The sequence below is a fragment of the Pseudomonas sp. Seg1 genome, assembly GCF_018326005.1.
In the GTDB taxonomy this organism is placed as follows: Bacteria; Pseudomonadota; Gammaproteobacteria; order Pseudomonadales; family Pseudomonadaceae; genus Aquipseudomonas.
In genome coordinates, this window is the sequence record NZ_AP021903.1 from 356,871 (window position 1) to 383,135 (window position 26,265).

A 26,265-nucleotide genomic window follows, 5' to 3' on the forward strand; every position below is an offset into this window, starting at 1 on the left:
CTCGGGGTTTTTTTTCGACGGTTTTTTGATGAAAACCAGAAAAAACCCGAGTTTTTGTCATGTAAAAGTTGTTTTTCAGACGCTGCAAACGCCGTTTCAAACAGGGCTTTAAATGCCTGAAATTCTTTCTCATGGACGCAAATTCTCCACCTAATAGATTAGGCCGCTCAACGCAGCGGAGAATTTGGTAATGATCGTTTTGAACAGAGAAGTGGGCGAATCGCTACGGCGCGACAAATATGTCAACGTCCAGGGTGGTGACTTCAATCTCTACGGTCATTTTGCCGACTTCGTCAGACTGACCAAAAGTTGGGAAAACATGGAGCCTGACAGCTACTACGGTCAGGCCGAAGCCGGCATGCGTTACCGTCGTTACAGCGACTTTGAGTACAACCCCAAGACACGTGAACTGAAACAACTCGAGCATCGCGCGTACGTGCAGTCCAAGGAACACAATGCCTATGTGGGCGGCCTGGTGCGGCACTTTCAGGACTTCTCCGATGAAGTGATTACTTCGCCGGTGATGCGCAGCCTGATCGACACCGATTTTGAAGTGTACAAAAGCGTCTTGCCGGAAGAGCTGCACGATGAAATCTGGCAATGCCAGATCCACCAGATCCGCATCGAAATCAAACCCGGCAAACAACTTGAAATCACCCCGGAAGGGATTCACTGCGACGGCTATCCGTTCAGCGGCGTGCACTTCTGGGGGCGCAACAATGTCGAGGGTGCCGAGAGTCGTCTGTACGACATCCATGAGCATCAACTGGCGTCGACCACCTACCAGGAAATTCTCGACACCACGTACTTTCTCGACCGCGACATGCGCCACTACGTGACCCCGGCGCGCAACACGCATACCCATGCCATGGCGTACCGGCAGATTCTGGCGATTTCCTTCTCGCGGCCCGGGACCGCTTTCGACATTGTTCGCTAATCAGATCACCCCAATCGACGGCGTCGAGTGCTCGACGCCGGTGGTGCTGCGCCGCGCCACGGCCAAGGATGCGCAGCGCATGGAGCGCTTCTTCCGCCAGTTCGACGAAGTGTCGTTCTGCGAGTGGCAGGACGCCAAATGCCTGCGCGGCGTGTTGATCCAGAAAACCACCACCGCCTATCTGGCGTTCGACGTGGCCGGCGAAATCGTCGGCGCGGTACTGGGCGGCATGCTCGGCAGCCGCGGCACGATTAATCATCTGGCCGTCAGCCCGCGCTATCGCAGCCAAGGCGTCGGTCAACGCCTGGTTGAAGCAGCGTCGTCGGACATGAAGCGGGTGGGTGTGTTGCGGATGTTTCTGTTCGTCGACGATGCTAACCTCGCGGGCAAACGATTCTGGGCGGCCCAGGGTTTTTGCGAGCCTCATGGCGAACGGACATTTGAGAGGGATCTATGAATGAAACGTCCGGCAGTGCGCCGCTGATGGTCAACCATCAGCCATCGCGCACGTTTGCCGAAGCCAGCCCGGTGGTGGCCGGGTATTTCACCGTGTCATTTGTATTCGGGTTGATGGCCGTCAACGCCGGGCTGCCGATGTGGTTACCCGTGGCGATGTGTTTGTTCGTCTACGCCGGCGCTTCGCAATTCGCCGCGCTGGCGCTGATCTCCAGCGGTGCGTCGCTGACCACCATCGTGCTGACCACGTTCCTGATCAATGCGCGGCACATGCTGATGTCGGTTTACATGGCCAAAGCCCTGCGCGCCTTGGGGCTCAGTCGCATGGAGCGCTGGTGTTACGCCGGCGGCCTGACCGACGAATCCTTCGCTTTCCACAGCGTAAAACTCGGCACTGGCGCACCGGTCAACGTGCGCTATCTGATTGGCTTCAACCTGTTTTGCCACACCTCATGGGTGCTTGGCGGTCTGCTCGGCGCTGTGTGCGCGCAGTACGCCGCGCACTTGATCAAATACCAGCTCGACTACGCACTGACGGCGATGATGCTCTATGTGCTGGTGTCGCTGTGCAATACCCGCAACAAACTGATCGCAGCCGCTGCGGCAGTGATTTGCATGGGCGCGCTGAGCCTGGTCGGCAGTTCGCCGTTTAATGTGTTTATCGCCACGTTTGTGGGCTGCGGAGTGGGTGTATGCCTGACCAAACGTTCCTGATTCTGGTGGTCGCGCTGATGATGGCCGTGACCTTCCTGCCACGCGCCTTGCCCCTGCAAGTGAATACCGAGCACTGGCCGCCGTTTATCGCGCGGGCGCTGGAGTACTTGCCGGTGGCGATCGTCGCTGCGATCAGCCTGACACCCTTGTTGATCAAGGATCAGCACATACAGCTCGATCGCCCGGAATTTTATGCAGCGATTCCGACGTTGTTATGTGCGTACTTCAGCAAAAACCTCTTTCTCAGTGTGGCGGTTGGGACGGCTGCGTACATTGCGCTCGGCTCGTTCATGTAACGGCAGATCGACGACGTCGCTCAGTGCCTGATTCGACAGATCAGGATTGTTCACCGCCAGGCGCACTTCGAGGAAATCCTCGAAACCGGGGAAAATCGTCAGGCCATTCTTTTGCGCGGCCTCGCGAGAAACCATGCCGACCGCATCCATCTGGGTGATCAGCGACAGCGTCAGGGTTTCGCTGCACGAGTAAACCATGCGCTGGCCATTCTCGTGATTGCCCAACCCGGCGTCGAGAAAACGCAAAAAGCTGTGGGAATACGGACAATCTTCCGCAGGACGCACCTGAAACTTGTTGCCCAGCAACGTCAGCGGATCGTTTTCCTGGCCGCAATGCGCGCCGACCACCTGCACCTGCACATCCGGCAGCACGATACTCGGCAGCCCCGGCCGCTGCGGGCCGATCAGCACTGCCAGGTCAAAGTCCTCATTCTTCAGTTTGCTGAGATTTTCCATCGACTCGGCGTAGCTGAATTCCATCTGATAATCGGGGAAAACCTCGATCAGGCGTCCGATCATTCGCCGATTGAAGTCGGGCGACAACGTGTTGTTCAACGCCACTTTCAACGTGCGCTGCCCCGGCACTTTCAATGCCTCGACTTTTTCTTCCATCTGTCGTGTGGCAATCAACACTCGGTCCATATACGGCGTGAGCTCGGTGCCTTGCGGCGTCAGCGTCAAGCCTTTGTTGGAACGGCGAAACAAGCGGAAACCGAACTGCTCTTCGACCTTGTTCAACTGCGCGGCCAACGCCTGCACGGTCAGGCACGAATGCTCGGCTGCGGCCGACAACGAGCCGGTCTGCACGATGCGCATGAGGTTGCGTAAGGTTCTGCTATCCATGGGTAATGCCCTCTGAAGTGGGCTGGGTATTGTTGTTTACGAGACTGCCGATCCGGCGTCATATGCCGGCTATATTCCTGCACCTGAGCATAGTTGTCGCGGGTTTAGTAGCGAATTGATGTCCCCGCCGATGGCTGGAGGCTGACAAAGGATCGGGGTTTTTGGTGACGTGGGGGTGATTGGGGTCAAAAAATACGCACGGGAAATAACAATTTTCGGTGTTTTTAACATTCTTGTTCGGGTAACGATCCGGTTCGCTAGCGGATTAAAACAAAACAAATATCCGTATCTGTACTAGGCTTGAAACCATGTCACTCAGCAATGGAGGCGGCCGTGCCTACCTCATCCCCAGCCCTCACCCCGCATGAACAACTCGACGTTCCGGAAGCCGGGCGCGTTGCGTTGAAATTCTTCTTCAACCTCATGGAACGTTGGGGCTGCAACGCCGAGCAGCAACGCACATTGCTCGGTGGAGTCGGCAACACCACGTTCTACAAGTACAAACACCTGCCGCCGAACATACGTCTACCGCATGACACGCTGGAGCGCATCTCGTATCTGATGGGCATTCACAAGGCATTGAGCATCATCTTCAGCAACAGTCGCGAGCGCGTTTATACGTGGGTCAGCAGCCCTAACACTGCCGCGCCATTCAATGGGCGGACGGCGCTGGATTACATGCTGGCGGGGAGGGTGGTCGACATCGCTGACGTGCGCCGCTACCTCGACGGGGTGCGCGGTTGAAGGCCCCGCCGCTGGCCGAGCCGCAATGGCCCAAGGCCTACCGGATCGTCAATAGCAGCTTCCCGCCGATTGCGCTGTTTGAAGATGTGCTCGACCCCGAAGACCTGGAAATCGCCTACGCGCTGGAAGCGCTGACCAATGACCGCTTGATCGAACAGGCCGGCGTGCTCGCCCGCGTGCGCCCCGAAGACCGACTCTCCGGCCCCGGTTCGACGCCGGTGATGGCGGCATTTACCCACATTGGCAAAAGCAGCCGTTTCACCGATGGCACTTTCGGCGTCTACTACGCCGCCAGCAGCCAGGCTGCCGCCATCGCTGAAACCTGCTATCACCAGGAGCGTTTCCTCGCGGCCACCAACGAGGCGGATCTTGAATTGACCATGCGGACCTACGTCAATCGCGTGGTTAAACCGCTGCATGATGTTCGTCACGACTTCCCCGACTTACATCAACCCGATCCAGACGCCTATGGCCCATCCCAGTCGTTTGCCCGACAACTGCGCGAATCTGAATCCTGGGGACTGCTCTACAACAGCGTCCGCCTGCCGGGCCACGAATGTGTCGCCGCGTTCCGTCCGCCTGCAGTCTCGATTCCGAAGCAGGGCAAGCATCTGCGTTATGTGTGGAGTGCGAGCCAGCGCAGGATTTCCTTTGTGTTCGAGATCAGTCAGGTCTGAAACGCAGAGTTTTTGCGCAGGAAGGTACATTGCGCTGCATCCGGGTCTTTCGCGCCGCCGGATAATGCTGGTTGTGACCGGCAAACCCTGCACGTTGTCGGTGTGCAGAGGGCCGGTCCGTGGAGTCCACATACCTGAAGCTTCTCGCATTACAGCGAGGGCGTTTTTCTGCCTGTTTTGTCGGGTTTCATCTTTTGTGCAATAACGGCAAAGTCTGCGCGCTTCCAACGCGGCAGGGTAGTGTCACCCCGGGATGCCTCCTTGAAGTAGGGCAAAGTTCCCCAGAGATCCACATCGCCTACCAGGTACACGCGATGCTGGGCACGCGTCAGCGCCACATTGATCAGGTTTGGTTTTGACGAAGCCCACTGGGCTCCTCCGGCGTTTTCGGAGTCGGTCCCCAACACCATAAACACAGTTTTTTCTTCCTTGCCTTGAAACGTATGGACGGTGCCGATGCTGCGCTTGATCCAGTGTTTCAACTCATCTCGCTTTGGCACTGAAGGTTGCCACTCGACTTGCATGATCTGTTCACGCAGGGCCTGACGAATAGCCTTGAACGGCGAGATCACATAAAGCTCGGGCAGTACGCGGTCACGTTGGAAGAGCGACACAATGACCTTGATCATGAACTCGATCTGTTCTGGCACCGATTGCTTGCGTTCAACGGCGCCCCGAATGTCGACCCATCCACTTGCAAGATCAATCAAAGGTGCAGCCATGGGCACGCGGGTTCGCAGGCCGTAGACCATTTTGTTGTCGTAGGCGATGCGATTGGCGAGCGAGAACATCGGTTCATGACAACGACGGTGTACGCGCAGGGGGCTTCCGATCCAGATGTTCTCGTCCATGAAAGAGGCATAGGCGCCGAACCGATTAGCCTGGTCGGCCAGGCGCTGCACGGAAACACAATGGGGGGCGTAAGCATTGTCGGCTGTTACTGGATGGAGCTTTCCCAGCGCATCAATAAGGGGGGTTGGCAGGGTAAATACCGGTTCAATTTGCAACGGATCCCCCACCACGACGCACCGCTTGGCGCGCCAAAGTGCGCCGACCGCTGCTTGTGGGACAGCCTGTCCGGCCTCATCGATAAATACCCAGCCCAGCGAGCCTGGGCCTAAGCCGCGAAACTGATTGGCGAAAGACGCGAACGTACTGGAAACGACGGGCACGACCATGAACAGGTTTTGCCAGATTTGCAGCGTATGCTTCGGATCTTCCGGCACTTGATTGGAAAGCACTTTGTTTACAGCAACCAGGTTGGCTCCCAGCGCACCACCCTTTTGTGCGGTCTCATGTACCCACGCTTGCTGAAGCTGCAACGCAGCGGCGAACAGTGCTGAGCGCAGCTGCGCCAGCTCTTCGTCGTGCCATAGCCCTTCGATCTGCAATTGCTCATCACTGACCAGGTCCAGCGCTCGAGTGGGCAAGCGAGGTACACGTAACCGAGTACGGAGTTGGTCATGTTCCGAGCACCAATTGCGCCATTGCTGCGTCAACAAGCTCAGTTTCTGTTTCTCGTTCTCTAGATCACGGGTTGCTTCGTTTAATTCGTCGGTATGTTTCGTCACCTTGCCCTGTAGCGCCGTGATCCCTTGATGAGTGCTGAGCTGATTCAGAGCGTTGGATTTGCGTTGTTGAACGTACGCCTTCGCTTCCTGAGTGCGGAGCAGGCGCGCCCAGAAACCGGGAGATGAGCGATCAATCAACTGCTGCTCCAGAATCAGCTGTTGTAGTGTCTGCTGCAGGGTACGCACTTCGTGCTGTTTAATGGTCAGCGCAGCAGAGATGACATCGACGTGTGCTTTCGCCTCTTGAATAAGGGCGACCGATGAAGCGAGATAATCGGCTTCAGTGCCTTGGCCAACGATGTCGAGCAATTCGGCCAGTCGCTCACGTTCGGTCAAGGCGGCCTCGACGGCTTTATCGGCCTGGTGAAAGAGCTCGCGAGCGTCGCTGAAGCTCACCGGGTTAGGTTCTTTGAGCCAATCCCAGAACCGTTTTGGTTGCTCACTGCTCTTGGTCTTAAGCGAGAACATGCTGAAGCGCTCATTAAAGAGACGTCGATTACGGGAGTTGCCCAGTGCACAACTGATCAACCCCCAGGGCATCTGATCTCCCTGAGGAGAAGTTGCGCCGCCCTTGCCTTCTTTCGCCGCAATATTGTGTGCCACGGGTTGCAGATAACCGCAGTGACGCCAGTGTTCACCCAATGCTTTGCGCTTGACCAAGTCGACGGAGATATTTTCGACCGCAGCATTGTTTGTCGACGCTACCACCATTTCGAACCCGGTCAGTGCGTCAATCAGTGGACGCAATGTGACCGTGTTCGAGTTTCCTTTGAACCGAACCCGGCTGGAGTTTTTGACAAACGCATCATCCGCTTTCGCCAGCCCCGCCAGTATCCGAGCGCGCTGGACGATGTTGTCGGCAAACAGATCGCGCAACAGTGTCGTCTTGCCTGTGCCTGGCGGGCCGTTGACGGCAAAGAGGCCGTCGTTTTGGGTTTCTTGGCGAATCTGGTTGAGCGCAAACTGTTGCATCAGGCTCATCGATTGATCAGCTTCCGCCAACCAGTGTCCACGGTTGAGAAAACGTGGACGCAGTGCATTCAGGATCGCCGTGCAGCCGCCTTCGCTGTACAGGTCTATTCGATTGATCGCGGGCAGTGCACTCAGGAACTGCGCCAGCGTTGGTGGAATGGTGCCGCTGCTGACGCCTTCAATGGCGCGTTCGATATCGCGGATATAAAAGCTGTTGAGGATATCCAGTTCCTCAAGCACATCTTCTTCGTCATCCTTTTCTGACTCGTCCGGGACGATCTTTTCAGAAGATGAGCCGTTGAGGGGTTTTACTTTCGCGGTTAGCACTGCAATGGGTTGCGCGTCGTCAGGGGTGAAGCCGGCCCAATCGCAGAGCAGAGTCTGAAGCTTCACCACCTCGTGGGCTTGCATGCTTTGGCCCGCGAAAGTGCCACGACTGCTCATGAAGTTACGCAGTCTTTGTATGAGGTCCTCTCGTGCCGAATTGAACGCGTCATGGCTCAGGGACTGGAGTCCGCTGGACAGCGTTTGACCAAGCGCCCAGGGCGTTGTGGAAATGGAAATTGCGTCGATGACCGGGTTGCCTGCTCTATCCAGAGGCAACTTGGCGAAGCAGGTCATGCCCTCAAGCTCTGTCCGCTCTTCATTTTCAAAGCCGCCTTCATCGGTCGAAGCCGTTTGTGGAGGAGGCAATACGCTTTCACAGATACGACTGATTTGCGATTTGTCGAAGATGCCAAGAAAAAGGTTATAGCCGGTAACAGTTTTTTCTTCGGCTACGTCGATGCTGAGCCAGTCAGCATCAGTTTGTTCAAGGTTGTTACGCCGAAGGGTCGTGGATTGCCATTCTTCAAGATCATCAAGATATTGCTCCAATCCGTAGGGGATGAAGAATTCGACCTTATGCCAGTAATCCAGAATTGCGAGGGTTGTTGCTTGAGCGAGGGGGGTCACGTACTTATTCCCGAAAGTCCTTGTTCGAGCGCGCAGTTTACAACGGATGCTTTGACCGCAGTCAGCACGCTTAATGTGGACGTTCCAGAAACAACAAAGCCCCTGCATTTCTGCAGGGGCTTCGTTTTGTATGGTGCCGGCACCAGGAGTCGAACCCGGGACCTACTGATTACAAGTCAGTTGCTCTACCAACTGAGCTATACCGGCGTGTGGGCGACGATTATAGCGATTGGGTTGGTTCTGTAAACCCCTGAATTCAGACTATTTTTATGCAGGTGCTGGATCAGGTTCGGTGAAGAGGCTGTCTCTGCGTTTTGGCCCTTGAAAACAGGAGCTTCAACGGTCTGGCGCCTAAGGGAAGAGGGTGCGTTTTTCTTGAGCAAATCTGTCGTGCATAAGCGGTTTATGTCCTTTTGATTGGGAGCTTATGCACAACGGATCGACTGGATTGCTAGCGTTGGCATGAATTTGCGGAGCGGTTCTCATTTTGTTCGCAAATCCCTGTTTTTCAGGTTTTTTATCTATATGAACAAAAAATGACCAGCTGTGCTAAAGCCTCGAAACAGGCGCGGATATTGGATCCACTGAAATTCCATCAACAGAGTTATCCACAGGCTGTGCGAATTTAAACGCGCTCGGCCAACAACATGAAATTACGCGGAGTCAGCGGCGTATCGCAGAAGGTGCCAAGGCGTACGACGTATCCCAGCTCGACGAGGAAAAGTGCGCGGTCCAGATTCAGCCAAAGCTCCAGCGGTCGTCGGAATAATCCTCGCAATAACTCCAGGTTGCGAACTTCGGCCAACCGCAGCCATCCGGCTGCTTCCAGCGCTGGCCAATCTTGCGAGCCAACTGTGGATAACTCTTTGAGCGCTGCCAGATCGCGACAGTAATCAGCGAATGGTTTGTCCAGCCAGGCGCTGGGTAGCGATGGCGTCGGCAAGTATTCGTCGACACCGCGCAGCTGTCGTTGCAGCAGATCGAAAGCCAAACGACGGGCCATCGAGGTATCGCGCTGCCGACGGACCCGTGCACCGGCGGTGACGGTTTCGCTCATTGGCAGGGCCAGATCTTCCACCGAGAGGTGTAGGAACGATCTCGATCCGACCGAGGACACTGGCTGATATTCGCTGCGGCTGATGCGGTTGTAGCAGCAAGGCGCGATTGCCATTTGTTGGCAACCGGCCGCGCTGGCCAGTTGCATCAGGCGCACATGCAGATCGCCGCAGGCGTGGAGGGCGACGGGCGTGTGGGCTGCGTTCAATACACCTGAAGCATTCGCTGCCAACACATCCTGCTCGGCATGCAGCGCATGTAAATGATGGCGCTGACTCAACGCCTGACCGCTGGCGACCAATGCCGGATCGTATTCAACGCAGGTCAGCTGTTGGCCATCACTCAACAACCGCCGGCCCAGGTGGCCCTTGCCTGAACACCAGTCCAGCCAGTGCGTCGGTTGTGAGGCAAAAGCCAAACGGCTGGCAAATGCCTCGATCTGCTGCCACTTGCGTCCCGGCACATCGACATTCAAGCGATGTCCCGCAGCTTCCAGTGCATGCCCCGGCAACTCACCAACAGCACTCAGCTCAGCCGACAACGCCGCCAACGAAGCAAACGGCTCCGGCACATCCACAAGATCAGCAGGTTGGTTGTGAGCGTTTTCTGCGTCTTCCAGAGTGCGCCCGCGTAGCCACAAGGCCAACTCCGGGTAGGACGCTTCCCAGGCAAGAGAACGATGAGTGAACGGACGAGGTTTCCACAGCGCCTGATGCTCAATCAAAAAAGTGTCCAGCGCGGTGAAGCGGGCGAGTAAGTCCTCGCCCGTCAGCACGCAGGAGGAGTCAACGCCCTTGGCAGGCATCGACGCGCAACCATCGCTCCAGCTGTTTGAATGCCTGAACGAGAACAAACGACATCAGCAGGTAAATGACGCCTGCGGTGAAGAACATATCCACGGTGAGGTAGTTGCGGGCAATGATCGTGCGGGTAATGCCGGTGAGTTCGAGCAAGGTCACCGTGCTCGCCAGAGAACTGGCCTTCAGCATCAGGATGACTTCGTTGCTGTAGGCCGGCAGGCCGATGCGCGCGGCGCGCGGCAGGACGATATAGAACAATGCCTTGGCCTTGGACATGCCCAGTGCACGTGCAGCTTCGATCTCGCCCGGCGGGATCGCTTGAATGGCGCCACGCAGGATTTCGGCGATATAGGCAGCAGTATGCAGGGTCATCGTGGCGACGGCGCACCAGAACGGTTCTCGCAAATACGGCCACATGAAACTGTCGCGTACGGCGTCGAACTGAGCCAGGCCGTAGTAGACCAGAAACAGTTGCACGAGCAACGGAGTGCCACGAAAGAAAAAGATGTAAGCGTAAGGAAATGCGCGAACAAACCAGAGTTTGGAGGAGCGCGCGATGCCCAGAGGGATCGCCAGCAACAACCCGAGAATAACGGCGATGCCCACCAGTTCGAGTGTCAGGACGGCGCCCTGAAAGAACTTCGGCAGCCACTTATAGATGACTTCCCATTCCATTACGTCGTCCTCACGAAGCCACGGGCGGCGCGTTTTTCCATGAAGTGCATGGTGGCCATCGCCAGTATGGTCAGGCCCAGATACATGACGGCTGCGACCAGATAGAAGGTGAATGGATGCTTGGCGAAGGTCACGGCGTTCTGCGCATTGCGCATGATTTCTTCCAGGCCGATGACCGACACCAGAGCGGTGTCTTTCATCAGGATCATGAACAGGTTGCCAAGGCCTGGCAGGGCGATCCGCCACATCTGCGGCATGATCAACCGGGTGAAGATCCGCCATTTCGACAGGCCCAGGGCCTGACCGGCCTCACGGTGTCCTTTCGGAATGGCCAGGATGGCGCCACGAAATACCTCCGTGGCATAGGCGCCGAAGCACAGCCCGAGTGCGGTTACGCCCGCCACAAAGGGGCTTAGCGCCAGGTCTGGATTGCCAAAGTATTCGCCAATGGCATTCATCGTCTTGACGGTGCCGAGGTAGATCAGCAGAACCCAAAGCAGTTCCGGCACACCACGTACGATGGTCGAGTAGGTTTCGCCAAGCCATTGCAGCGGCTTGTACGGGGAAGTCTTGGCCAAGGCGCCGAGCAGGCCGAGCACCAGTCCCAGGCACAGGGCCGTGAGAGCCAGTTGCACGGTCATCAGCGCGCCGGCAGCGAGGGCCGGGCCGAATCCGTAGAGGTCGATAATCATGGATTTCTGTTCAAATTGCGGCAGGCAAAGTCGGGAGCCGGCGCCATCGCATGGCGCCAGTCCCACAGGTCAGGATCAGTAGATGCTGAACGGGAAGTACTTGTCGTTGATCTTCTTGTAGGTACCGTCGGCGACGATTTCCTTCAGGGCGGCGTTCAGCTTCTCACGCAGAGGGTCACCCTTGCGCACAGCGATGCCGATCTTGTCGCTTTCCACGACCGGGTCGCCTTTGAACTCGTAGTTCTTGCCAGCGTCGCTTTTCAGCCAGTCGTAGTTGGCGTACTTGTCGGCGAGGATCGCGTCGACACGACCGGAAGTCAGGTCGAGGTAGGCGTTTTCCTGAGTGTCGTAGAGTTTGACGTTGACATCGCTACCGTAGGTGTCATCAAGCCAGGTGCCCGCCAGCGTGGCGCGCTGCGTACCGATGGCCTTGCCTTTGAGCGAGTCCTTGTCGGTTTTGAAGTCGACGTTTTTCGGGGCGATGAATTGCAGCTTGTTCGAGTAGTACGGGTCGGTGAAGTCCACCGCGCCTTTGCGCTCGTCGGTGATCGACAGCGAGGAGATCAGGAAGTCGAATTTCTTCGCGTTCAGGGCCGGGATGATGCCGTCCCAGTCGGAGGTGACCACGGTGCACTCGACTTTCATCTTGGCGCACAGGGCGTCGCCGATGTCTTTGTCAAAGCCGACAACCTGGCCGCTGGCATCTTTGTTGTTGAACGGCGGGTAAGCCGCTTCGATGCCCATCTTCAGGGTTTCGGCCATGGCACCGGCGCTGAACGCCAGGGTGACGGCCGCAGCCAGGAAGACCTTTTTATAGTTCTGCATGCATGTTGCTCCGTTAGCGGTTGCTGGACATGAATTGTTTGCAGCGCGCCGAAAGCGGGTTTTCGAACACCTGCTGTGGCGATCCTTGCTCTTCTATAAGGCCCTGATGAAGGAACACCACTTCGCTGGAGACCTGACGGGCGAAACCCATTTCGTGGGTCACAAGCAGCATGGTGCGGCCTTCTTCGGCCAATGCGCGGATGACACTAAGTACTTCCTGAACCATTTCCGGGTCAAGCGCGGAGGTGGGTTCGTCGAACAGGATCACCTTCGGTTGCATGGCCAGCGTGCGGGCAATCGCTGCGCGTTGTTGCTGGCCACCGGACAATTGCGCCGGGTAGGCGTGGCGCTTGTCGGCGATACCGACCTTGGCCAGCAGCGCTTCGGCGACTTCGATGGCCTCAGCCTTGCTCTGGCCGAGCACACGGCGCGGTGCCTCGATGATGTTGTCGAGGATGCTCATGTGCGGCCACAGATTAAAGTTTTGAAACACAAAACCAATTTCGGAACGCAGGCGGTTGATCTGTTTGCCGTCGGCGGCAACCAGTTCGCCATTTTTGGCGGCCTTGAGCTTGAGTTCTTCACCGGCCACCAGAATCTGGCCCTGATGCGGGTTTTCCAGCAGGTTGATGCAACGCAGGAACGTGGACTTGCCGGAACCGGAGGAACCCAGGATCGAGATCACATCGCCGTCACGGGCGGTCAGCGAAATGCCTTTGAGCACCTCAAGCTTTCCGTAGCGTTTGTGCAAGTTGCGGATTTCAAGCGCGGGCGTGGCCTCAGCCATGTGCGTTCCTCATATATGTTGCGCTCCAGCTGTTGGGTGGCCTTCCTGGCGAGGCGGCCACGCTAGCATAGCGTTTCAATGGCAGCCAACAGCGCTACGAGCGGTAAACGGATGGCATGTGGCAGGTTGTCGCATCAGCACAGCTGACTGTCGCCCCATCAACAACCGAACGGGTGTTTGATCGTGCAATCCCGTGGGTGTCGCGTAAAAAAAGGCGCGATGTTGCCAGCTTTGGCGGGGTGTTGGAAGCGCTATCCGGCCGAACGTTCCTGAATCGCCCTTTTATTGTGCATCCCACACTTTTTCAGTGTGTTTCTGGTGCGCCCGATCGTTTGAAAAGTGAGTCGCAGGGTAACGCTCTGGCGTAATGCCATTAAATCCAAGGACTTGCGATGACTGTCCGGTCGCGCCGGAAACCGCAGGCCAGAAGAGTTTGAAACATTTTGGCGCAATTATTGCGTGCAGAATCTGGAACGCCCCGTTGGTTTCTTTTTACGAGAAGGAAAACCAGACAGGACGGACGCAATCGCTTTCCTCGCAAAGGTAGTTCCGATGAGCAGTACCCCAAGCTCCAATGGCCTTGAACAAGGGCTCAAACCGCGTCATGTGACCATGCTGTCGATCGCCGGTGTTATCGGCGCAGGTCTGTTCGTTGGCTCCGGCCACGCCATCGCTGCCGCCGGCCCTGCCGTGCTGCTGGCCTACGCCGCTGCCGGTACCCTGGTGGTGCTGGTGATGCGCATGCTCGGCGAAATGGCGGTTGCTTCGCCGGACACCGGTTCGTTCTCGACTTATGCCGACCGTGCCATCGGGCACTGGGCCGGTTTCACCATCGGCTGGTTGTATTGGTGGTTCTGGGTATTGGTGATTCCATTGGAAGCCAACGCCGCCGCGACCATCCTGCACGCGTGGTTCCCCGATGTGGGTATCTGGGCTTTCGCTCTGATCATCACCATGTTGCTGACTGTGACCAACCTGTTCAGCGTGAAGAATTACGGCGAGTTCGAATTCTGGTTTGCCCTGATCAAAGTGTTGGCGATCATTGGCTTCATCATCCTCGGTCTGGCAGCGATCTTCGGCTTCCTGCCGAACAGCCAGGTCAGCGGTGTTTCGCACCTGTTCGACACGCAAGGCTTCCTGCCAAACGGCATGGGCGCGGTGTTGGGCGCGATCCTGACCACCATGTTCTCGTTCATGGGTACCGAAATCGTGACCATCGCGGCCGCGGAATCGAAAAACCCGGGCAAGCAAATCTCCAAGGCCACCAACTCGGTGATCTGGCGGATCGGCTTGTTCTACCTTGTATCGATCTTCATCGTTGTGGCGCTGGTGCCGTGGAACGATCCTACGCTGGCCAACCTTGGTTCCTACCAGACCGTGCTTGAGCGCATGGGCATCCCTAACGCCAAGATGATCGTTGATATCGTGGTGCTGGTCGCTGTAACCAGCTGCCTGAACTCGGCGCTCTACACCTCGTCGCGCATGCTGTTCTCCCTGGGCAAACGCGGTGATGCACCGGGCATGGCGACTCGCGTGAACAAAAGCGGTACGCCTTACTGGGCGGTGATGCTGTCTACTGGTGCAGCGTTCCTGTGCACATTCGCCAACTACGTGGCTCCGGCCGCCGTGTTCGAATTCCTGCTGGCCAGCTCCGGCGCCATCGCGCTGCTGGTGTACCTGGTGATCGCCTTCTCGCAACTGCGTATGCGCAAACAGCGCGTGGCTCGCGGCGAGAAAATCGTCTTCAGCATGTGGCTCTTTCCGGGCCTGACCTACGCGGTGATCATCTTCATCATCGCGGCCCTGACCATCATGCTGTTCCAGGAAGCCCACCGCGTGGAAATCCTCGCGACCGGCATGCTGAGTCTGCTGGTCGTCGCAGCCGGTCTGCTGGTGGCGCGCCGCCGCAAGCTGGAAAAAAGTGGTGCGGTGGTGCTGAACTGATCCGTAACACGTAATGCAAAACGGCCGCTGTCAGTGATGACGAGCGGCCGTTTTTGTTTGAGAGCTTTGCTCAGACGGGATGAACCCAATCCTCAATACGCAATCCGGAAACACGTTCAAATTCCCGCACATTGTTCGTGACTACGATAAGTCCAAGCGACCGTGCGTGGCCTGCGATCATTTGGTCGTACGGTCCAATGGGTGTTCCCGCTTTCGCAAGTTCAGATCGAATCATCCCGGTCTGTGCTGCTGCGTCATTATCGAAAGGCAAGATTTCCAATCGCGCAACGAATCCTTCGACAACCGCTAGATTCTTTTCTGGGGCCGCGGACTTTTCAGCACCGTAAATAAGCTCCATGAGCGTGATAGCGCTGATGCACAACTGCCCGGAATGTCGATTGAAAGCTTCCCGGACAATTTGTGGTTTGTTCTTGATGGTGAAGATGCAGATGTTGGTATCCAGCATGTATTTGATCATCAGAACGACTCGCGCTCCTGATCAGCGGGTTGCTCACGGTCAGCCATGAAATCAGGGGTGACGCTGTCGCCATCAAACCAGCTATCCCAGCTTTCTCCAGCAGGCGTAATGACGCGTGTTCTGCCAATCGCGATGATTTCCACTCGTTTAACGTCGCCGGGCATCGCAACTGCCTTTGGCAGTCGAACTGCCTGACTTCTATTGCTCATGAAAATTGTGGTCTGTTCCATATTTGACCTCCAAGGTCTGCTCCTGCGATGAGCTCAGGATAGGTTGAGCTTGGGATATGTCAATGGGATATACATTGTCATCGGACAAAGGGTAACCAAGCCATCCAAACTAAAACGGCCGCTGTCAGTGATGACTAGCGGCCGTTTTTGTTTGTGAGCGTGGTTTATTCGCTCTTTTCTTCCGATGCTTCCTGCGACTTGCCGTAAGTATCCAGCGCAACCCCGAAATCGGTGATGAACTGTGGCTCGCTCAGCCAGGCCTGGGCGGTTTCGATGTCCATGCCGTCGGCCCACATGCGGTAGTCGATCAGCATGTCGGCGGCCAAGTGGGTGGCGGCCATGCCTTCGTTGTCGGCGTTTTCCATGTCCAGCAGCTCTGGATGATCAACGATGATGAACGCCAGTTCGCGCAGCAGCGTCAACAGCATCTCGTTGCGGCTGATGGCTTCGGCGTCGCGCATTTTGCTGAACATCGCCAGGGTGTAATCCGGGATCGGCTCGGCGAGGTGACCGAGGTCTTCGTCCTGATCCAGCGGCTTACGCCCGACCATACGGATTTGCTTGGCTTTGGCCTTGGCGCGTTTGGCGCGTTTCTGTTGCTTGTTCAGGGATGCCATGGGAACTCAGTTCTTCTGTTGGGTTTGTGCGGCGATCGCGTCGGACGCTGCCACATAGTCGGCCTGGAAGGCCGGGGATTCGATCCACGCCAATGCGCCGGCTTCGTCGGTTTCCTGGGACCACTGGCGATACTCGATCAGCGCCGCGAGGATGAAGTCCATCGCGCCTTCTTCGCCTTCCTGCTCATAGACCAGTTCCAGCAACGGGTCTTCGAGGAACGCGGTGCACAGGGCTTGCTGGCTGATCTTCTCGGCGTCGATCATTTTCTTGAACAGCTCGGTCAGATCCACCGACTCGAAGTCGATGCGGTCGTCGTTCGGGTCCAGCTCGACCGGCGCTTCGGCGCGTTTGCTGCGGTTCTGTTTGGCCTTGGTCTTGGCCCGTGCGGCGCGTTTTTGCTGCTTGTTGGCGGAGGCCATGGTGTTGTTCCGTGGTGCGTTGGTTGGGCTCAGCTGCGCGGAATTTGCCGCCCGGGTGTGTCGGGGGCCAATTCACCGGTTTGCAGCCAGGTCAGAGCGATGGGCCATAGTGTGGCTTGGTATGCGCTGCGAAAAAAGGCGAAATGTCCGACTTGTTGCTCGCCGATGTCCTGCGGTTCGATGCGCAGGTGGGTTTTCGAGGCGTTAGTGAAGTAGGCGAGCAGGCGTTCGATGGCCGAAACAGTGCCGTAGGGATCGTCGCTGATGCTGATCGCCAGGGTTTGAGCACGGACATTGTCGAAGGGCAGAGCGCCGCGTTTTTCCATGAGGGCGCGACCGCTTGGGCGCCGTTCGAAACGCGGGGCAGGCGTGCTCCAGTCGCGCACAACGCCGGTTGGCGTATCCTCCAGCCAGCCAAGGCGTTTGCCGGGGAAGTAGCCGCAGAACAGCGTCAGCAGCGGCATCAGCAGATGCCATTTGCCGAACATGCGCCAGCGCTGCTCAGGGGCGTAATCGCGCCAATAGGCGAACTGAGCGCCAACGGTGACCAGCCGTCGGATGACCTGCCCGGATTCACCGAGGCCCGCCGCACAGCCACCAAAACTATGCCCGACCACGTCGATGGGTTGACCGGGAAACTCTCGCTGCACACGTTTGAGCATCGCCTCGAAATCCAGCGCTCCCCAATCGGTCCATGAGGCGTGCAATCCTTTCATCGAGTCGGGGCGCGATTCGCCGATGCCACGGTAGTCGTAGGTGATAACGTCGAAACCATTGGCGAACAGATGAGCGGCGAAACGCGAGTAATGACGGCAGCGCACGGAAGTGGCGGCGTTGATGATCACCACCGGGTGCTGGATGTCGGGCAGGGCATGTCGCCAAGTGAAACCGCCAAGGACAAAACCGTCGGCAGCCGTTTCCTTGAAGGCTTCACCCTGCATCTCAGCGGCTGCTGATGCCCTGCGCTGCACACTTTCCAATTCGGGCGTGTCGTGAGAACTCATGGCACTCGATCTTCGCGGGTAGCTGCCAACAATAGTCTCGGCGCATCCAGGGGACAATCCGCAGCGCTTACTCAGTGGATTCGCTGAGTAAGCGTTCCTCGATCAACGCCTGTTCTTTTTGCAGCTCCGCTCGTAGTTCTTCGACACTTGGCAGCACCGTTTTGTAGCTGCTGGCGAACAGTTGTTCATTGCCTTTGAGTATTGAGTAGCGTGCGACCGCCTCGTTGTCCTGCGCACATAAAATGATCCCGACGGTGGGACGGTCGCCTTCACTGCGCTTGAGTTCGTCGTACATGCGCACGTACATGTCCATCTGCCCGACATCACCGGCACTGAGCTGGCCGCGTTTGAGATCAATGATCACGAAGCATTTGAGCAGGTAGTTGTAAAACACCAGATCGATGTACAGATCCCAACCGCCTGCGCTGATGCGTTGTTGTCGGGCCACAAAGGAAAAGCCTTTGCCCAGTTCAAGCAGAAAACTTTGCAGGTGATCGATGAGCGCTTGTTCAAGCCCTGATTCATTGACCTTGCCCGGGGAGGGCAAGCCGAGAAACTCGAGGATCACCGGGTCGCGGATGAACTCTCGCGGATTGCAGTGCATCGCTGCAATGTTGGTTGTGGCTTCCTCGACCACGCCCGCCTTGTCCCGACTCATCAGCAGGCGCTCGTAGTACATCGTATTGATCTGGCGGTCGAGGACGCGGCTCGACCAGTTGAGGGTGGCGCATTCGTCCATATACCACTGGCGGGCCTTGGCACTTTCGACCCGCAGGAGCCGGCGATAGTGGGTCCAGCTCAATTCGTGACGCAGTGCGTCACGAATTGGAAATGCTTGATAAAACAGCCGCATGTACCGGAGGTTCGAGGCATCAAAACCTTTTCCGAATTGGGACGTCAGTTCTTTTGCCAGTGTCGGCAGCAACTGCTTGCCATACCCCGCCCGCCGGGCGCCTTCCTGTTCAAACTCCACGATATGCCGGCCAATCTGCCAACAGGTCTGAACCTGAATCGTATCGACCACACGCAGCACTTTTTGCCGTGACTGGCGAATCAGCTCGCCCAGTTCACCCAACAGTGAATCGATTTTCGGATCTTGCGTGTCAGCAGGTTCAAGCTTGCTCATCAGGTCTTCCACGTCATTGGAAACAGGAACACAAGCATGCCGACAGTCGTTGCCCAAGGATGTCGGGCGCACCTGTGAAGTCAGCAGGAAGACGGGATGGGTGTTGCAGGACGTTGCTGGCGAAGGGGGCTTTCGGTGACTTTGGTCTGTAGTCCGTTTCGTACACGGCCCAAGTTCGAATCATTCTAAAACGCGATCTGCCTGCCGCCGATCCAATGCAGGGTAACGGTTGGGCTCTACGAGAGCCCGGGAGTCACTCTCATGAAACGCGTTCTTTCATTCGTGCTGTCCGTCGCTACGGTTGCCGCATTGTTGTTTCCGGTGATGCTGCAGGCCGGCAGTCTTGAGCCCGTCGACAGCACGGGTGTGCAAGTGCAGCAACAACAGCAAAATGGCACCCGATATCTGGCCGGCGGGATCGGTGAGGATGAGGCGAAAGCCATTCAGCAATCCAGCGGTTACAACCTGCACATGACGTTTGCGGTCGGCGCGCAAGACGAGTACACCGCCGACGTCGATGTGACGATTCAACAGGCCCCGGGGCAAATCGTGCTGACGCTGAGTCAGACGGGACCACTGGTGTACGTGCAATTGCCACCCGGCAAATACACCGTTGTGGCCACGCGTAAGGGCGAGACACGGCAGGATGTCACGGATGTTGGCGGCGGTGCTGCGCGCAATCTGGTGTTCCACTGGAACGACAACAGCTAGCGGGTTTTGGCTTTGCGCTTTGGCTGGGCAGCAGGCCGGGATATACGATTGACCCAGTACCATCCCGGTCCTGCGGCCAGTAACAGCAGAGCGAACAATCCCTGCCAGACGATCTCGAACCAATACAGGCGCGGTTGGGCCGCGAGGGTATAAGTCCTGGCCGGGCCGCCACGGGTGATCATGGTGATGGAGCCCTGTTCTAACCCATCGATGACCAGGTAACAGAGCATCCCACCCAGACATACCAGAAACACGCTGAACAGGATCGTCAGGCATATCGACAGGCGGCTTTGGCGATACGGCGGCGGATGGGGCAGGGGGATGCGGGTTCTTTTCTGATTCATGAGTTAGCTCTGCGAACGTCCTTTCGCGGTCAGGAAACCGCCGGTTCTTCCTGTTGCTCAATCAGTGGCTGCCGCACAGGCGACGGTCGCCCGGCGAGGTGCGCGCACTCGGCAATCACCTTCAGAATCTCGATCACGCCTGGGGTCAGTGCTGTACCCAGGCAGATGCGCACGCCCGTAGTTGCATGTCCGTCGGCGAAGAAAATTCCGCTGCCGGCGACATGGCAACCGCGTTCGGTGGCGAACGCTTGCAGAGCCGGCATGTCGGTGTGTGCGGGCATTTCGATCCAGTGAATAAAACCTCCACGCGGTGGCACGTACACGGTTCCCGCAGGGAAGTCCGTGCGCACCAGCCCCTCGACAAAACTTGCCAGCGATGACAGTTGCGACCTGAGCCTGGCGCAGTGCTCGTCCATGTAACCGCGCCCGATAAATTCGTTGAGGACATTTTGCGCAAGGCTGGACACCGCCAGATTGCGCGAAAACATTTGCGCCAGAATCGCGTTGCGGTACTTGCCGGCCAGACACCAGCCGACGCGATAACCGGGGGCGATGGTCTTGGAGAACGACGAGCAGTAAATCGTCTGCCCGCTGGTGTCGTAGCTTTTGATGGCGCGCGGGCGCTCTGTTTCCGGCACCAGATCGAAGAAGATGTCGTCCTCGATAATCGGCACGTCCGCTTCGCGGGCCATGTGTGAAAGTCGGGCGCGGGTTTCATCGGGCATGATGAAACCACGGGGATTCTGCAGGGTCGGGTTGAGAAAGATCACCGAGACCTTTTTCAGTTTCAGCGCTTCTTCGAGGTGATCGACGTCGAGGCCCAGTTTGCCGTGGGTGCGGATCGGCAGGGCGCGCATGCCCAGACGTTCGATGGTCTGCAGGATGCCGTAATAGGTCGGGGTTTCGATGGCGACCGTAGCGCCTCGCGGTGCGACGGCTTCGAGGGCCAGTTCCAGGGCAATCGTGTCGCCCGAGGTCACCAGAATATCGTCCGGCCCGCAGACCACGCCGCGCGTCAGCATCAGCCCGGCAATACGCCGTCGCAGTGCCGGCAGGCCGGGTGGCGCGACCAGGCCAGTCAGCGAGTTGTCAGCCTTGCCGGCCAGTACTGAAAGGCATTTGTTGAGCAGCACATTGGGCGTGAGATCGCTGTGCAAAACGGCTGAGTTCAACGAGGCGGTGGTGCGTGAAGCCGCTTCGGAGAGCATCGCCACCACCGCATGATTGACGTTGACGGTGACACTGGAAAAATCGAAACCGCTGGCGGGTTTTGCCTGTCCGGACGCTGAAACGAAATAGCCGATGCGGGGTTTGGTCGACACATAAGCATCGGCTTCCAGATCCGCCAACGCGCGTTGCACGGTGGTGATGCTGGTTTCAAACATTCTCGCCAGGGTGCGGATCGAGGGCAGTTTTGCATCGGCTGCCCACTCACCACTGTCGATCTGACGAATAATCCAGTCCTTGACTATCCGCCAGCGCTTGTCCGGTAAATCAAACCTGTCCATAAGTTCTCTGTTATGTCTCGAAACAATTCAGAGAAAGTAGAGCAAAACGATTCCCGTTGCAGCAACTATGACGATGTTGAGGGCCACCAGTCCGAAGGCGAACCGGATCAGGTTGTGCTCCTCCTGCCGGTTTGCACCCGCCAGCCCGATGATCAGCGACAGAATCGATAGCGATCCCAGCGCACCATGCCCGGCGGCACTGTTGACCATCGCCGCCAGCCACGCTCCGTGTTCGCTGCTCAGTGCGGCGATGGACGGCATGACCAGGGTGTTGCCGCCGACGTTGGAACCGGTGACATAACCGGCGATCCCCGCCAGCAACGCGATGGTCGGCGCCAGGGAAATCCCCGACAACGATTGCAGCGTGCGCTGTGCCTCGACCAGAAATCCGGCGTTGACCATGACCTGGGACAGCAGCAGGAACAGGAAAATCGTCGTAACCGGAAACTTCGCCCGGTTGAACAGTGCGCGCCACGGGAAACCCGTCGCCGCGCTTTGTTTGATTGCCATCAGCAGGGTGACGATCAGCAGCGCCAGCCCCGGGGATGCCAATGGCTTCCAGGAAACGTGCTCGCCTTTGACGATCCACAGCGCATCCCAGCCCGACAGAACAAACACGCCGCGCGAGACAACGATTACCCCAAGCAAAGCCAGGTATGGCCACGCCGCGTTCGGCCAGCGCACCAGTTTTTTCCGTTGTGCGTAGGAGATGCCAAGACCCACGCAGGCCACGGCAAGACCCGCCAGCACCCCGGACACTTCCGGGCCGATCCACAGGTTGATGGAGAACAGCACCGCCACGAACAGCGCCGTTACCACGATCAGCCCGAGCCACGGTGAAACCGTGCGGATGCCGCCCTGCCACAGGGCGATCGCGGCGAGGCAGAGGAACACTGGGGCGCTGATCAGCGCCGAATGGCTGCCAAGGGTTTCTGCAGGCAGGTGCGCTAGCAGCGCACCAATCACCGTGGCCAGGCCCAAGGTGCCCCACGGCATGATGACCATGCCCGCCAGGGCGATTTTCATCCCCGACTGACGGGTGAACAGGCCCATCAACAACGGCACCGTGGCGATCAGTGAGACACCGAAACCGGTCATCGCTTCAAGCAGCGGCGCCAGGCCCAGCACGATGAAGATGACTTGCGCCGGCGGGGTCCAGCCCAGCTCCTTGACCCAGGCGCCGATGGCCTGCGGCGCACCACCGCGCTCGACCAGGATGACGAACGCCAGCCCCGGCACGATCACGCACGCGGTGCTGAGAAACAGGATCGTGGTGTCCTGAAAAATCGCTGAGCTGATGGCCGCCGACACCGGTCCGGCAGCGCCCAATGCCCATAGCACGAGCACCAGTACCACGCCTGCCAGCGCGGCTTGAACCGGCGGTCGGCGGACGATCAGGATCAGCGCGATCACCAGCGCGATCGGTGACATTTGCAACAAGAGAGAGCTCATACACAGTTTTCCTTAACTTAATCGTGAGTCTGCCCGCTGTACTCGGTCGCCCGCATGGACGGGCGCTCACAAAAAGTCTGATACCACTCGGTCAGGCGTGTCTGAGCGGAAAAGTCCGATAGCTGGCGAAAGGCGATCCAGTCGAGTGCGGTCGCCAGGGCGATGTGGCCAATGGTGATCGGACCATTGAGATCGACGTGCTCTTCGATGAAGCGATAAGCCTCTTTGAGTTTGAACGCCTGACCCTCGGCGTAGGCCGGGTAGCGCAAGGCTTCCGGGCGACGCTCGACTTCCCAGCGCAGCTTGATGCCGACATCGCACATGCCCTGCGCCAACGCCTGCAGGCGCAGGGCCTTGTAGCGTTCGGGGCCGTTGGCCGGGATGAGTTTCGAGCCGTTGCTCAGGTCGTCGAGGTACTCGCAAATCACGATGGAATCGAACAGCGCGCTATCGTCAGGGAGGATCAGCACCGGCACCTTGCCCAACGGATTGGCCTTGTAGATAACCTCGTTCGGCGACGTCGGGCTGGTCTCGTGATGGATCACTTCCAGGCTCGAAGCGATGCCGAGTTCGTGGGCAAGCACCAGCACTTTGCGGGCGTAGGGCGAATGCGTCTGGTAGTAGAGTTTCATGCGGGAGTACCTGCCTCAAGAATTGCAGTGGCGGCGCGATGAGCGTCCATGAACAGGCGCGAGGGCGCACCCGCCGATGTGACGTAGTGGTTGTAGTAGCAAGAGCCTTCGGCGAGCGGGCCAAGCACCCAGAGGTTGCGCACGGGTTCGCCCGCGCTCGACTTGGGATGACACGCCGCGTCGACATCAATGCCGTCGATGCCCGGCACGTCGGTACGCGGGCGGATCAGTCCAAGGCGCGCCAGGTCGCGTACCGGCGCGCAGTCGCTGTTGGTCACGCCGCTGCTCTGGACATAGCCGGCGACACGCTTGAAATGGTCTATAGCAGGTCGAGAGCCAGGCTTGAGGAACGTCAGCAGACCGGCGTCACACAGGGCGAGCAGGTCGGCGTGGCGCTCTTTCTGCGGGCCGGCGACGAGGCGGTTGATCGCCTTGTGCCAACGACCATAGAACTGCCGGTGGGAGGCGTCGGTCAGCCCGTCGAAGTCGACCGCTTCACGCAGTCGGTCACGCAGATCACGCCAGACTTCGATGGCCGCTTTGATCGCCGACGCCCCACGGCCCAGCCGCGACTCCTGCAAGTCGGCTTCGAGCGTGTCGTAGATCCAGGCGTGATAGTTGTGCGGCGTGACATTGTCCGGCAGTGCATGCCAGATCAACGCCTGCGGATTGATCGCGCCGCCGCTTGCTTCGTAATCGCGCAGCAACGCTTCGCAGGCGACAACGCCAGCAGGCCCGGCAACGCTGACGCTCCTGAGTTGCTCAAGTACCTGCGTCGGGTTTTCATGCAGGACAGCGACGGCCGCCGCACGCATCTCCAGCAGCATCAGCGGCAGGATGTCTTGCTCGAAATCCAGCTGCCGGTTCGGTGCATTGGCCCGCAAGGCTTCGATGCGCGCGCTGGTGAGCAGCACGGCTTGATGGCGGGGGAACTCGATCAGGCCGTTGGGGCGAGTGCGGAAAGGCAGGCCGTCCCGCGACTGGATAAAGATCACCGGCTCGCGACCTGACGGTTGATACGCGTGACTGGCGTCGGCCATGCGCTTGTAGTGACCGCCGCGGCCCGAGGTGAGCGCCGCGAGGGTGTCCATCGCGCCGAGGCCCAGCCCTTCAATCAGCACGGTTTCGCCGGGTTCGATGGTGTCGAGGCTGCCAGGCAGCGGGTAGACGTCCTCGATGCGGTTGCGATCAGCCAGGCGCAGGCGACCGGTATGGCCGACCGTCAGAATCAGCCGATCCACCGCCACCGCCTCGCCTGATGCGGTTTGCAGAACGTACTGCTGAGCCGCATTGCGTTCGACCGCCGTCACGGCCTGTTGATGCAGGTTCACGCTGACCCAGCTGGGCGCGGTGGCGAGGATTTGTGCAAAGGCATCCGCCAGGTAAGCGCCGAGCAGATGACGCGGCAAAAAGTCCTGCGCCTCGACATCGCGTCCATCGGCGGCGAGCAAGCCGCTGTCGGGATCGACCTTGATGCGCTGCTCACGGCACCACGTCAGGAAATCCGCGCCCGGCCTTTCGCGTGCATCCGCCAGATTTCCGAATGCCGCTGCGTCGGGGAATACCCCGAGCTGACCGGCGACGGTATTGAGCAAAAGATAATCCGGCTGATCCGGCCAGTGCGCGCCGCTACCGAGCACATTGGGTTCGAAAATATCGATGACGATCGGTTGCTCCGGGCGCTCCTCGGCGACGCTCAGCAGGCGTTCGAAAATCGACAGCCCGCGCGATCCGCAGCCCACCAAGCCGATAAGTAGAGGCGCCTTCACCATCTGCGCTCCTCCCCGAAGAAGGACGGGATGGCGACCGCCGAGCCATCCTTGACGGCGATGTCGTGAATCATCCGGCCAATCGCCAGATCGAGGATGCCCATGCCGAATGGCGAGTAGATCAGCGGTTTGTCTGTGGCGACTTGCAGATCGCCGCGAATCAATTGCGCCACGGTGCCGGTAACGAAGTCGCGATGACCGTACTGCTGCTCGGCCAAGTGCGGCGAGGTATTGGCCTTCAGGCAATGGGTCACATCGTCGAAGTAGTTGTAACTTTCTTCGATGATTTCTGCGCCGATATCCCGCAGCGAAATGTTCAGGACGATCTGCCCCGGACGGAAAGTGCCGCTGCCTTTCACATAAGGCTCGCCGGCGCTGGTGGCGAACACCACGATGTCGGCGGTGAGTGCGTCTTGCAGCGACAGCAGCTGTACATCCGGAACCCCGAGCTGTTTGCCGAACGCCGACAGCGCTTGAGCAGATTCGGCGTTGAGATCGTGGATCCCCACGCTGTCGAACGACCAGTCGTCGGCGATGAACGTCTCAAGGATGTTTCGCGAAATCACCCCGCCACCAATGATCGAAAGTCTTGGCGCGCTTTTCCTTTGGCCATTCAGCCACCACGCGCCGAGCACCGCCGACGCAGCAGTGCGCACAGCACTGATCAACGCACCCTCGAGCAGCGAATAGGGATAACCGGTGTCCGGATCGTTGAGGATCAATACCGCCGAAGCGCGCGGGATGCCCGACTTGATGTTGTCGGGATAGCTGGCAATCCACTTGATCCCGGAAACTGACTGATCGCCCTCGCTGTCGACGATGGCCGCCGGCAGCGCAATGATCCGGTTCGCCGGTTCCGCCGGAAAGCGCAGGAAGTAACTGTCAGGGTTAACGGTTTCGCCACGTTCGTGGGTCAAGTAGGTCTGCGCGACGATCTCGATGGCTTCCTGCCGCAGGCCGTTGAGGATGTCCTTGACGACTGCGCCGGGGATAACGTGGAACGGTTGGATCGGGTTCTGTGTGGTCATGGG

Annotated in this window: 27 protein-coding genes and 1 tRNA gene; 8 read left to right on the top strand and 20 right to left on the bottom strand. The window is 58.3% G+C overall.

The annotated features are described in order from the left end of the window. Nucleotides 1–190 precede the first annotated feature (190 nt). The 4 genes from KI231_RS01510 (at nucleotide 191) to KI231_RS01525 (ending at nucleotide 2,403) form a co-directional block, all read left to right on the top strand. The gene (locus KI231_RS01510) at nucleotides 191–937 is read left to right on the top strand and encodes a 2OG-Fe dioxygenase family protein (RefSeq protein WP_213027248.1); all 747 of its coding nucleotides are present in this window, start codon (nucleotides 191–193) and stop codon (nucleotides 935–937) included. Between the two features lie 79 nt (nucleotides 938–1,016). Beyond that, entirely contained in the window at nucleotides 1,017–1,394 is a 378-nt protein-coding gene (locus KI231_RS01515; RefSeq protein ID WP_016986309.1) for a GNAT family N-acetyltransferase, read from the top strand. After that, nucleotides 1,391–2,107, top strand: a complete 717-nt coding sequence (locus KI231_RS01520) for an AzlC family ABC transporter permease (RefSeq protein ID WP_103304170.1) — start codon at nucleotides 1,391–1,393, stop codon at nucleotides 2,105–2,107. The genes KI231_RS01515 and KI231_RS01520 overlap by 4 nt, the downstream gene beginning before the upstream one ends. Beyond that, nucleotides 2,086–2,403: an AzlD domain-containing protein gene (locus KI231_RS01525; protein WP_007909127.1), complete on the top strand. Its 318-nt coding sequence runs from the start codon at nucleotides 2,086–2,088 to the stop codon at nucleotides 2,401–2,403. The genes KI231_RS01520 and KI231_RS01525 overlap by 22 nt, the downstream gene beginning before the upstream one ends. Here KI231_RS01525 and KI231_RS01530 read toward each other — a convergent pair. Next, nucleotides 2,320–3,246 carry a LysR family transcriptional regulator gene (locus KI231_RS01530; protein WP_103304171.1) on the bottom strand — a complete coding sequence of 309 codons (927 nt, stop codon included), beginning with the start codon at nucleotides 3,244–3,246 and terminating at the stop codon, nucleotides 2,320–2,322. The genes KI231_RS01525 and KI231_RS01530 overlap by 84 nt on opposite strands. 333 nt (nucleotides 3,247–3,579) lie before the next feature. Here KI231_RS01530 and KI231_RS01535 point away from each other — a divergent pair, with 333 nt between their 5' ends. Continuing rightward, nucleotides 3,580–3,990, top strand: a complete 411-nt coding sequence (locus KI231_RS01535; RefSeq protein WP_213027249.1) for an MbcA/ParS/Xre antitoxin family protein — start codon at nucleotides 3,580–3,582, stop codon at nucleotides 3,988–3,990. Continuing rightward, on the top strand, nucleotides 3,987–4,667 hold the full coding sequence (locus KI231_RS01540) for an RES family NAD+ phosphorylase (protein WP_213027250.1): 681 nt from the start codon (nucleotides 3,987–3,989) through the stop codon (nucleotides 4,665–4,667). The genes KI231_RS01535 and KI231_RS01540 overlap by 4 nt, the downstream gene beginning before the upstream one ends. Nucleotides 4,668–4,816: 149 nt before the next feature. Here KI231_RS01540 and KI231_RS01545 read toward each other — a convergent pair whose 3' ends face one another. The 7 genes from KI231_RS01545 to KI231_RS01575 all read right to left on the bottom strand — a co-directional run bounded on the left by KI231_RS01545 (nucleotide 4,817) and on the right by KI231_RS01575 (nucleotide 12,999). Next, on the bottom strand, nucleotides 4,817–8,164 hold the full coding sequence (locus KI231_RS01545) for a DEAD/DEAH box helicase (RefSeq protein WP_213027251.1): 3,348 nt from the start codon (nucleotides 8,162–8,164) through the stop codon (nucleotides 4,817–4,819). A 131-nt stretch (nucleotides 8,165–8,295) separates the two neighbouring features. Next, a tRNA-Thr gene (locus tag KI231_RS01550) sits at nucleotides 8,296–8,371 on the bottom strand. Nucleotides 8,372–8,789: 418 nt separating this feature from the next. Next, on the bottom strand, nucleotides 8,790–10,025 hold the full coding sequence (locus tag KI231_RS01555) for a methyltransferase (RefSeq protein WP_213027252.1): 1,236 nt from the start codon (nucleotides 10,023–10,025) through the stop codon (nucleotides 8,790–8,792). Further along, nucleotides 10,006–10,695: an ABC transporter permease gene (locus KI231_RS01560; RefSeq protein WP_099757735.1), complete on the bottom strand. Its 690-nt coding sequence runs from the start codon at nucleotides 10,693–10,695 to the stop codon at nucleotides 10,006–10,008. The genes KI231_RS01555 and KI231_RS01560 overlap by 20 nt, the downstream gene beginning before the upstream one ends. After that, nucleotides 10,695–11,387 (bottom strand): ABC transporter permease, encoded by a 693-nt coding sequence (locus KI231_RS01565; protein ID WP_095047149.1) that lies wholly within the window; start codon nucleotides 11,385–11,387, stop codon nucleotides 10,695–10,697. Before KI231_RS01565 ends, KI231_RS01560 begins: the two co-directional genes overlap by 1 nt. 75 nt (nucleotides 11,388–11,462) lie before the next feature. Next, nucleotides 11,463–12,212: an ABC transporter substrate-binding protein gene (locus tag KI231_RS01570; protein ID WP_103304176.1), complete on the bottom strand. Its 750-nt coding sequence runs from the start codon at nucleotides 12,210–12,212 to the stop codon at nucleotides 11,463–11,465. Between the two features lie 13 nt (nucleotides 12,213–12,225). Then, the gene (locus KI231_RS01575; protein ID WP_103304177.1) at nucleotides 12,226–12,999 is read right to left on the bottom strand and encodes an ABC transporter ATP-binding protein; all 774 of its coding nucleotides are present in this window, start codon (nucleotides 12,997–12,999) and stop codon (nucleotides 12,226–12,228) included. Nucleotides 13,000–13,551: 552 nt separating this feature from the next. Here KI231_RS01575 and gabP point away from each other — a divergent pair. Then, complete coding sequence (gene gabP, locus KI231_RS01580) at nucleotides 13,552–14,943, top strand: GABA permease (RefSeq protein ID WP_213027253.1); 1,392 nt, start codon at nucleotides 13,552–13,554, stop codon at nucleotides 14,941–14,943. Between the two features lie 70 nt (nucleotides 14,944–15,013). On the opposite strand, the gene vapC is transcribed toward gabP, so the two are convergent. From vapC to KI231_RS01610, 6 genes are all read right to left on the bottom strand, one after another. After that, nucleotides 15,014–15,421 (bottom strand): type II toxin-antitoxin system tRNA(fMet)-specific endonuclease VapC, encoded by a 408-nt coding sequence (vapC, locus tag KI231_RS01585; protein WP_103304179.1) that lies wholly within the window; start codon nucleotides 15,419–15,421, stop codon nucleotides 15,014–15,016. Continuing rightward, a complete protein-coding gene (vapB, locus tag KI231_RS01590) occupies nucleotides 15,421–15,651 on the bottom strand; it encodes a type II toxin-antitoxin system VapB family antitoxin (protein ID WP_103304180.1) in 231 nt (76 codons plus the stop codon). The genes vapC and vapB overlap by 1 nt, the downstream gene beginning before the upstream one ends. Nucleotides 15,652–15,815: 164 nt before the next feature. Beyond that, on the bottom strand, nucleotides 15,816–16,268 hold the full coding sequence (locus KI231_RS01595; protein WP_213027254.1) for a hypothetical protein: 453 nt from the start codon (nucleotides 16,266–16,268) through the stop codon (nucleotides 15,816–15,818). A gap of 6 nt (nucleotides 16,269–16,274) precedes the next feature. Further along, nucleotides 16,275–16,688: a hypothetical protein gene (locus KI231_RS01600; protein ID WP_123449407.1), complete on the bottom strand. Its 414-nt coding sequence runs from the start codon at nucleotides 16,686–16,688 to the stop codon at nucleotides 16,275–16,277. 29 nt (nucleotides 16,689–16,717) lie between these two features. Then, nucleotides 16,718–17,629, bottom strand: a complete 912-nt coding sequence (locus tag KI231_RS01605) for an alpha/beta hydrolase family protein (RefSeq protein ID WP_249412148.1) — start codon at nucleotides 17,627–17,629, stop codon at nucleotides 16,718–16,720. A gap of 130 nt (nucleotides 17,630–17,759) precedes the next feature. Then, nucleotides 17,760–18,818: a PDDEXK nuclease domain-containing protein gene (locus KI231_RS01610; RefSeq protein ID WP_213027255.1), complete on the bottom strand. Its 1,059-nt coding sequence runs from the start codon at nucleotides 18,816–18,818 to the stop codon at nucleotides 17,760–17,762. A gap of 261 nt (nucleotides 18,819–19,079) precedes the next feature. Here KI231_RS01610 and KI231_RS01615 point away from each other — a divergent pair, with 261 nt between their 5' ends. Next, nucleotides 19,080–19,529 (top strand): hypothetical protein, encoded by a 450-nt coding sequence (locus KI231_RS01615; protein ID WP_103304185.1) that lies wholly within the window; start codon nucleotides 19,080–19,082, stop codon nucleotides 19,527–19,529. Here KI231_RS01615 and KI231_RS01620 read toward each other — a convergent pair. Genes KI231_RS01620 through sbnB form a run of 6 tightly spaced genes read right to left on the bottom strand, consistent with a single transcriptional unit; the run spans nucleotide 19,526 to nucleotide 26,262 of the window. Beyond that, entirely contained in the window at nucleotides 19,526–19,873 is a 348-nt protein-coding gene (locus KI231_RS01620; protein ID WP_103304186.1) for a hypothetical protein, read from the bottom strand. The two genes, KI231_RS01615 and KI231_RS01620, sit on opposite strands and share 4 nt — an antisense overlap. Before the next feature lie 29 nt (nucleotides 19,874–19,902). Further along, nucleotides 19,903–21,381 carry an aminotransferase-like domain-containing protein gene (locus KI231_RS01625; protein WP_103304187.1) on the bottom strand — a complete coding sequence of 493 codons (1,479 nt, stop codon included), beginning with the start codon at nucleotides 21,379–21,381 and terminating at the stop codon, nucleotides 19,903–19,905. A 27-nt stretch (nucleotides 21,382–21,408) separates the two neighbouring features. Beyond that, entirely contained in the window at nucleotides 21,409–22,833 is a 1,425-nt protein-coding gene (locus KI231_RS01630) for an L-lactate permease (RefSeq protein WP_213027256.1), read from the bottom strand. A 17-nt stretch (nucleotides 22,834–22,850) separates the two neighbouring features. Beyond that, nucleotides 22,851–23,465, bottom strand: a complete 615-nt coding sequence (locus KI231_RS01635; RefSeq protein ID WP_213027257.1) for a glutathione S-transferase family protein — start codon at nucleotides 23,463–23,465, stop codon at nucleotides 22,851–22,853. After that, complete coding sequence (locus KI231_RS01640) at nucleotides 23,462–25,237, bottom strand: FAD/NAD(P)-binding protein (protein ID WP_213027258.1); 1,776 nt, start codon at nucleotides 25,235–25,237, stop codon at nucleotides 23,462–23,464. The genes KI231_RS01635 and KI231_RS01640 overlap by 4 nt, the downstream gene beginning before the upstream one ends. Continuing rightward, nucleotides 25,231–26,262, bottom strand: a complete 1,032-nt coding sequence (gene sbnB / locus KI231_RS30180; RefSeq protein WP_315445259.1) for a 2,3-diaminopropionate biosynthesis protein SbnB — start codon at nucleotides 26,260–26,262, stop codon at nucleotides 25,231–25,233. Before sbnB ends, KI231_RS01640 begins: the two co-directional genes overlap by 7 nt. Nucleotides 26,263–26,265 lie beyond the last annotated feature (3 nt).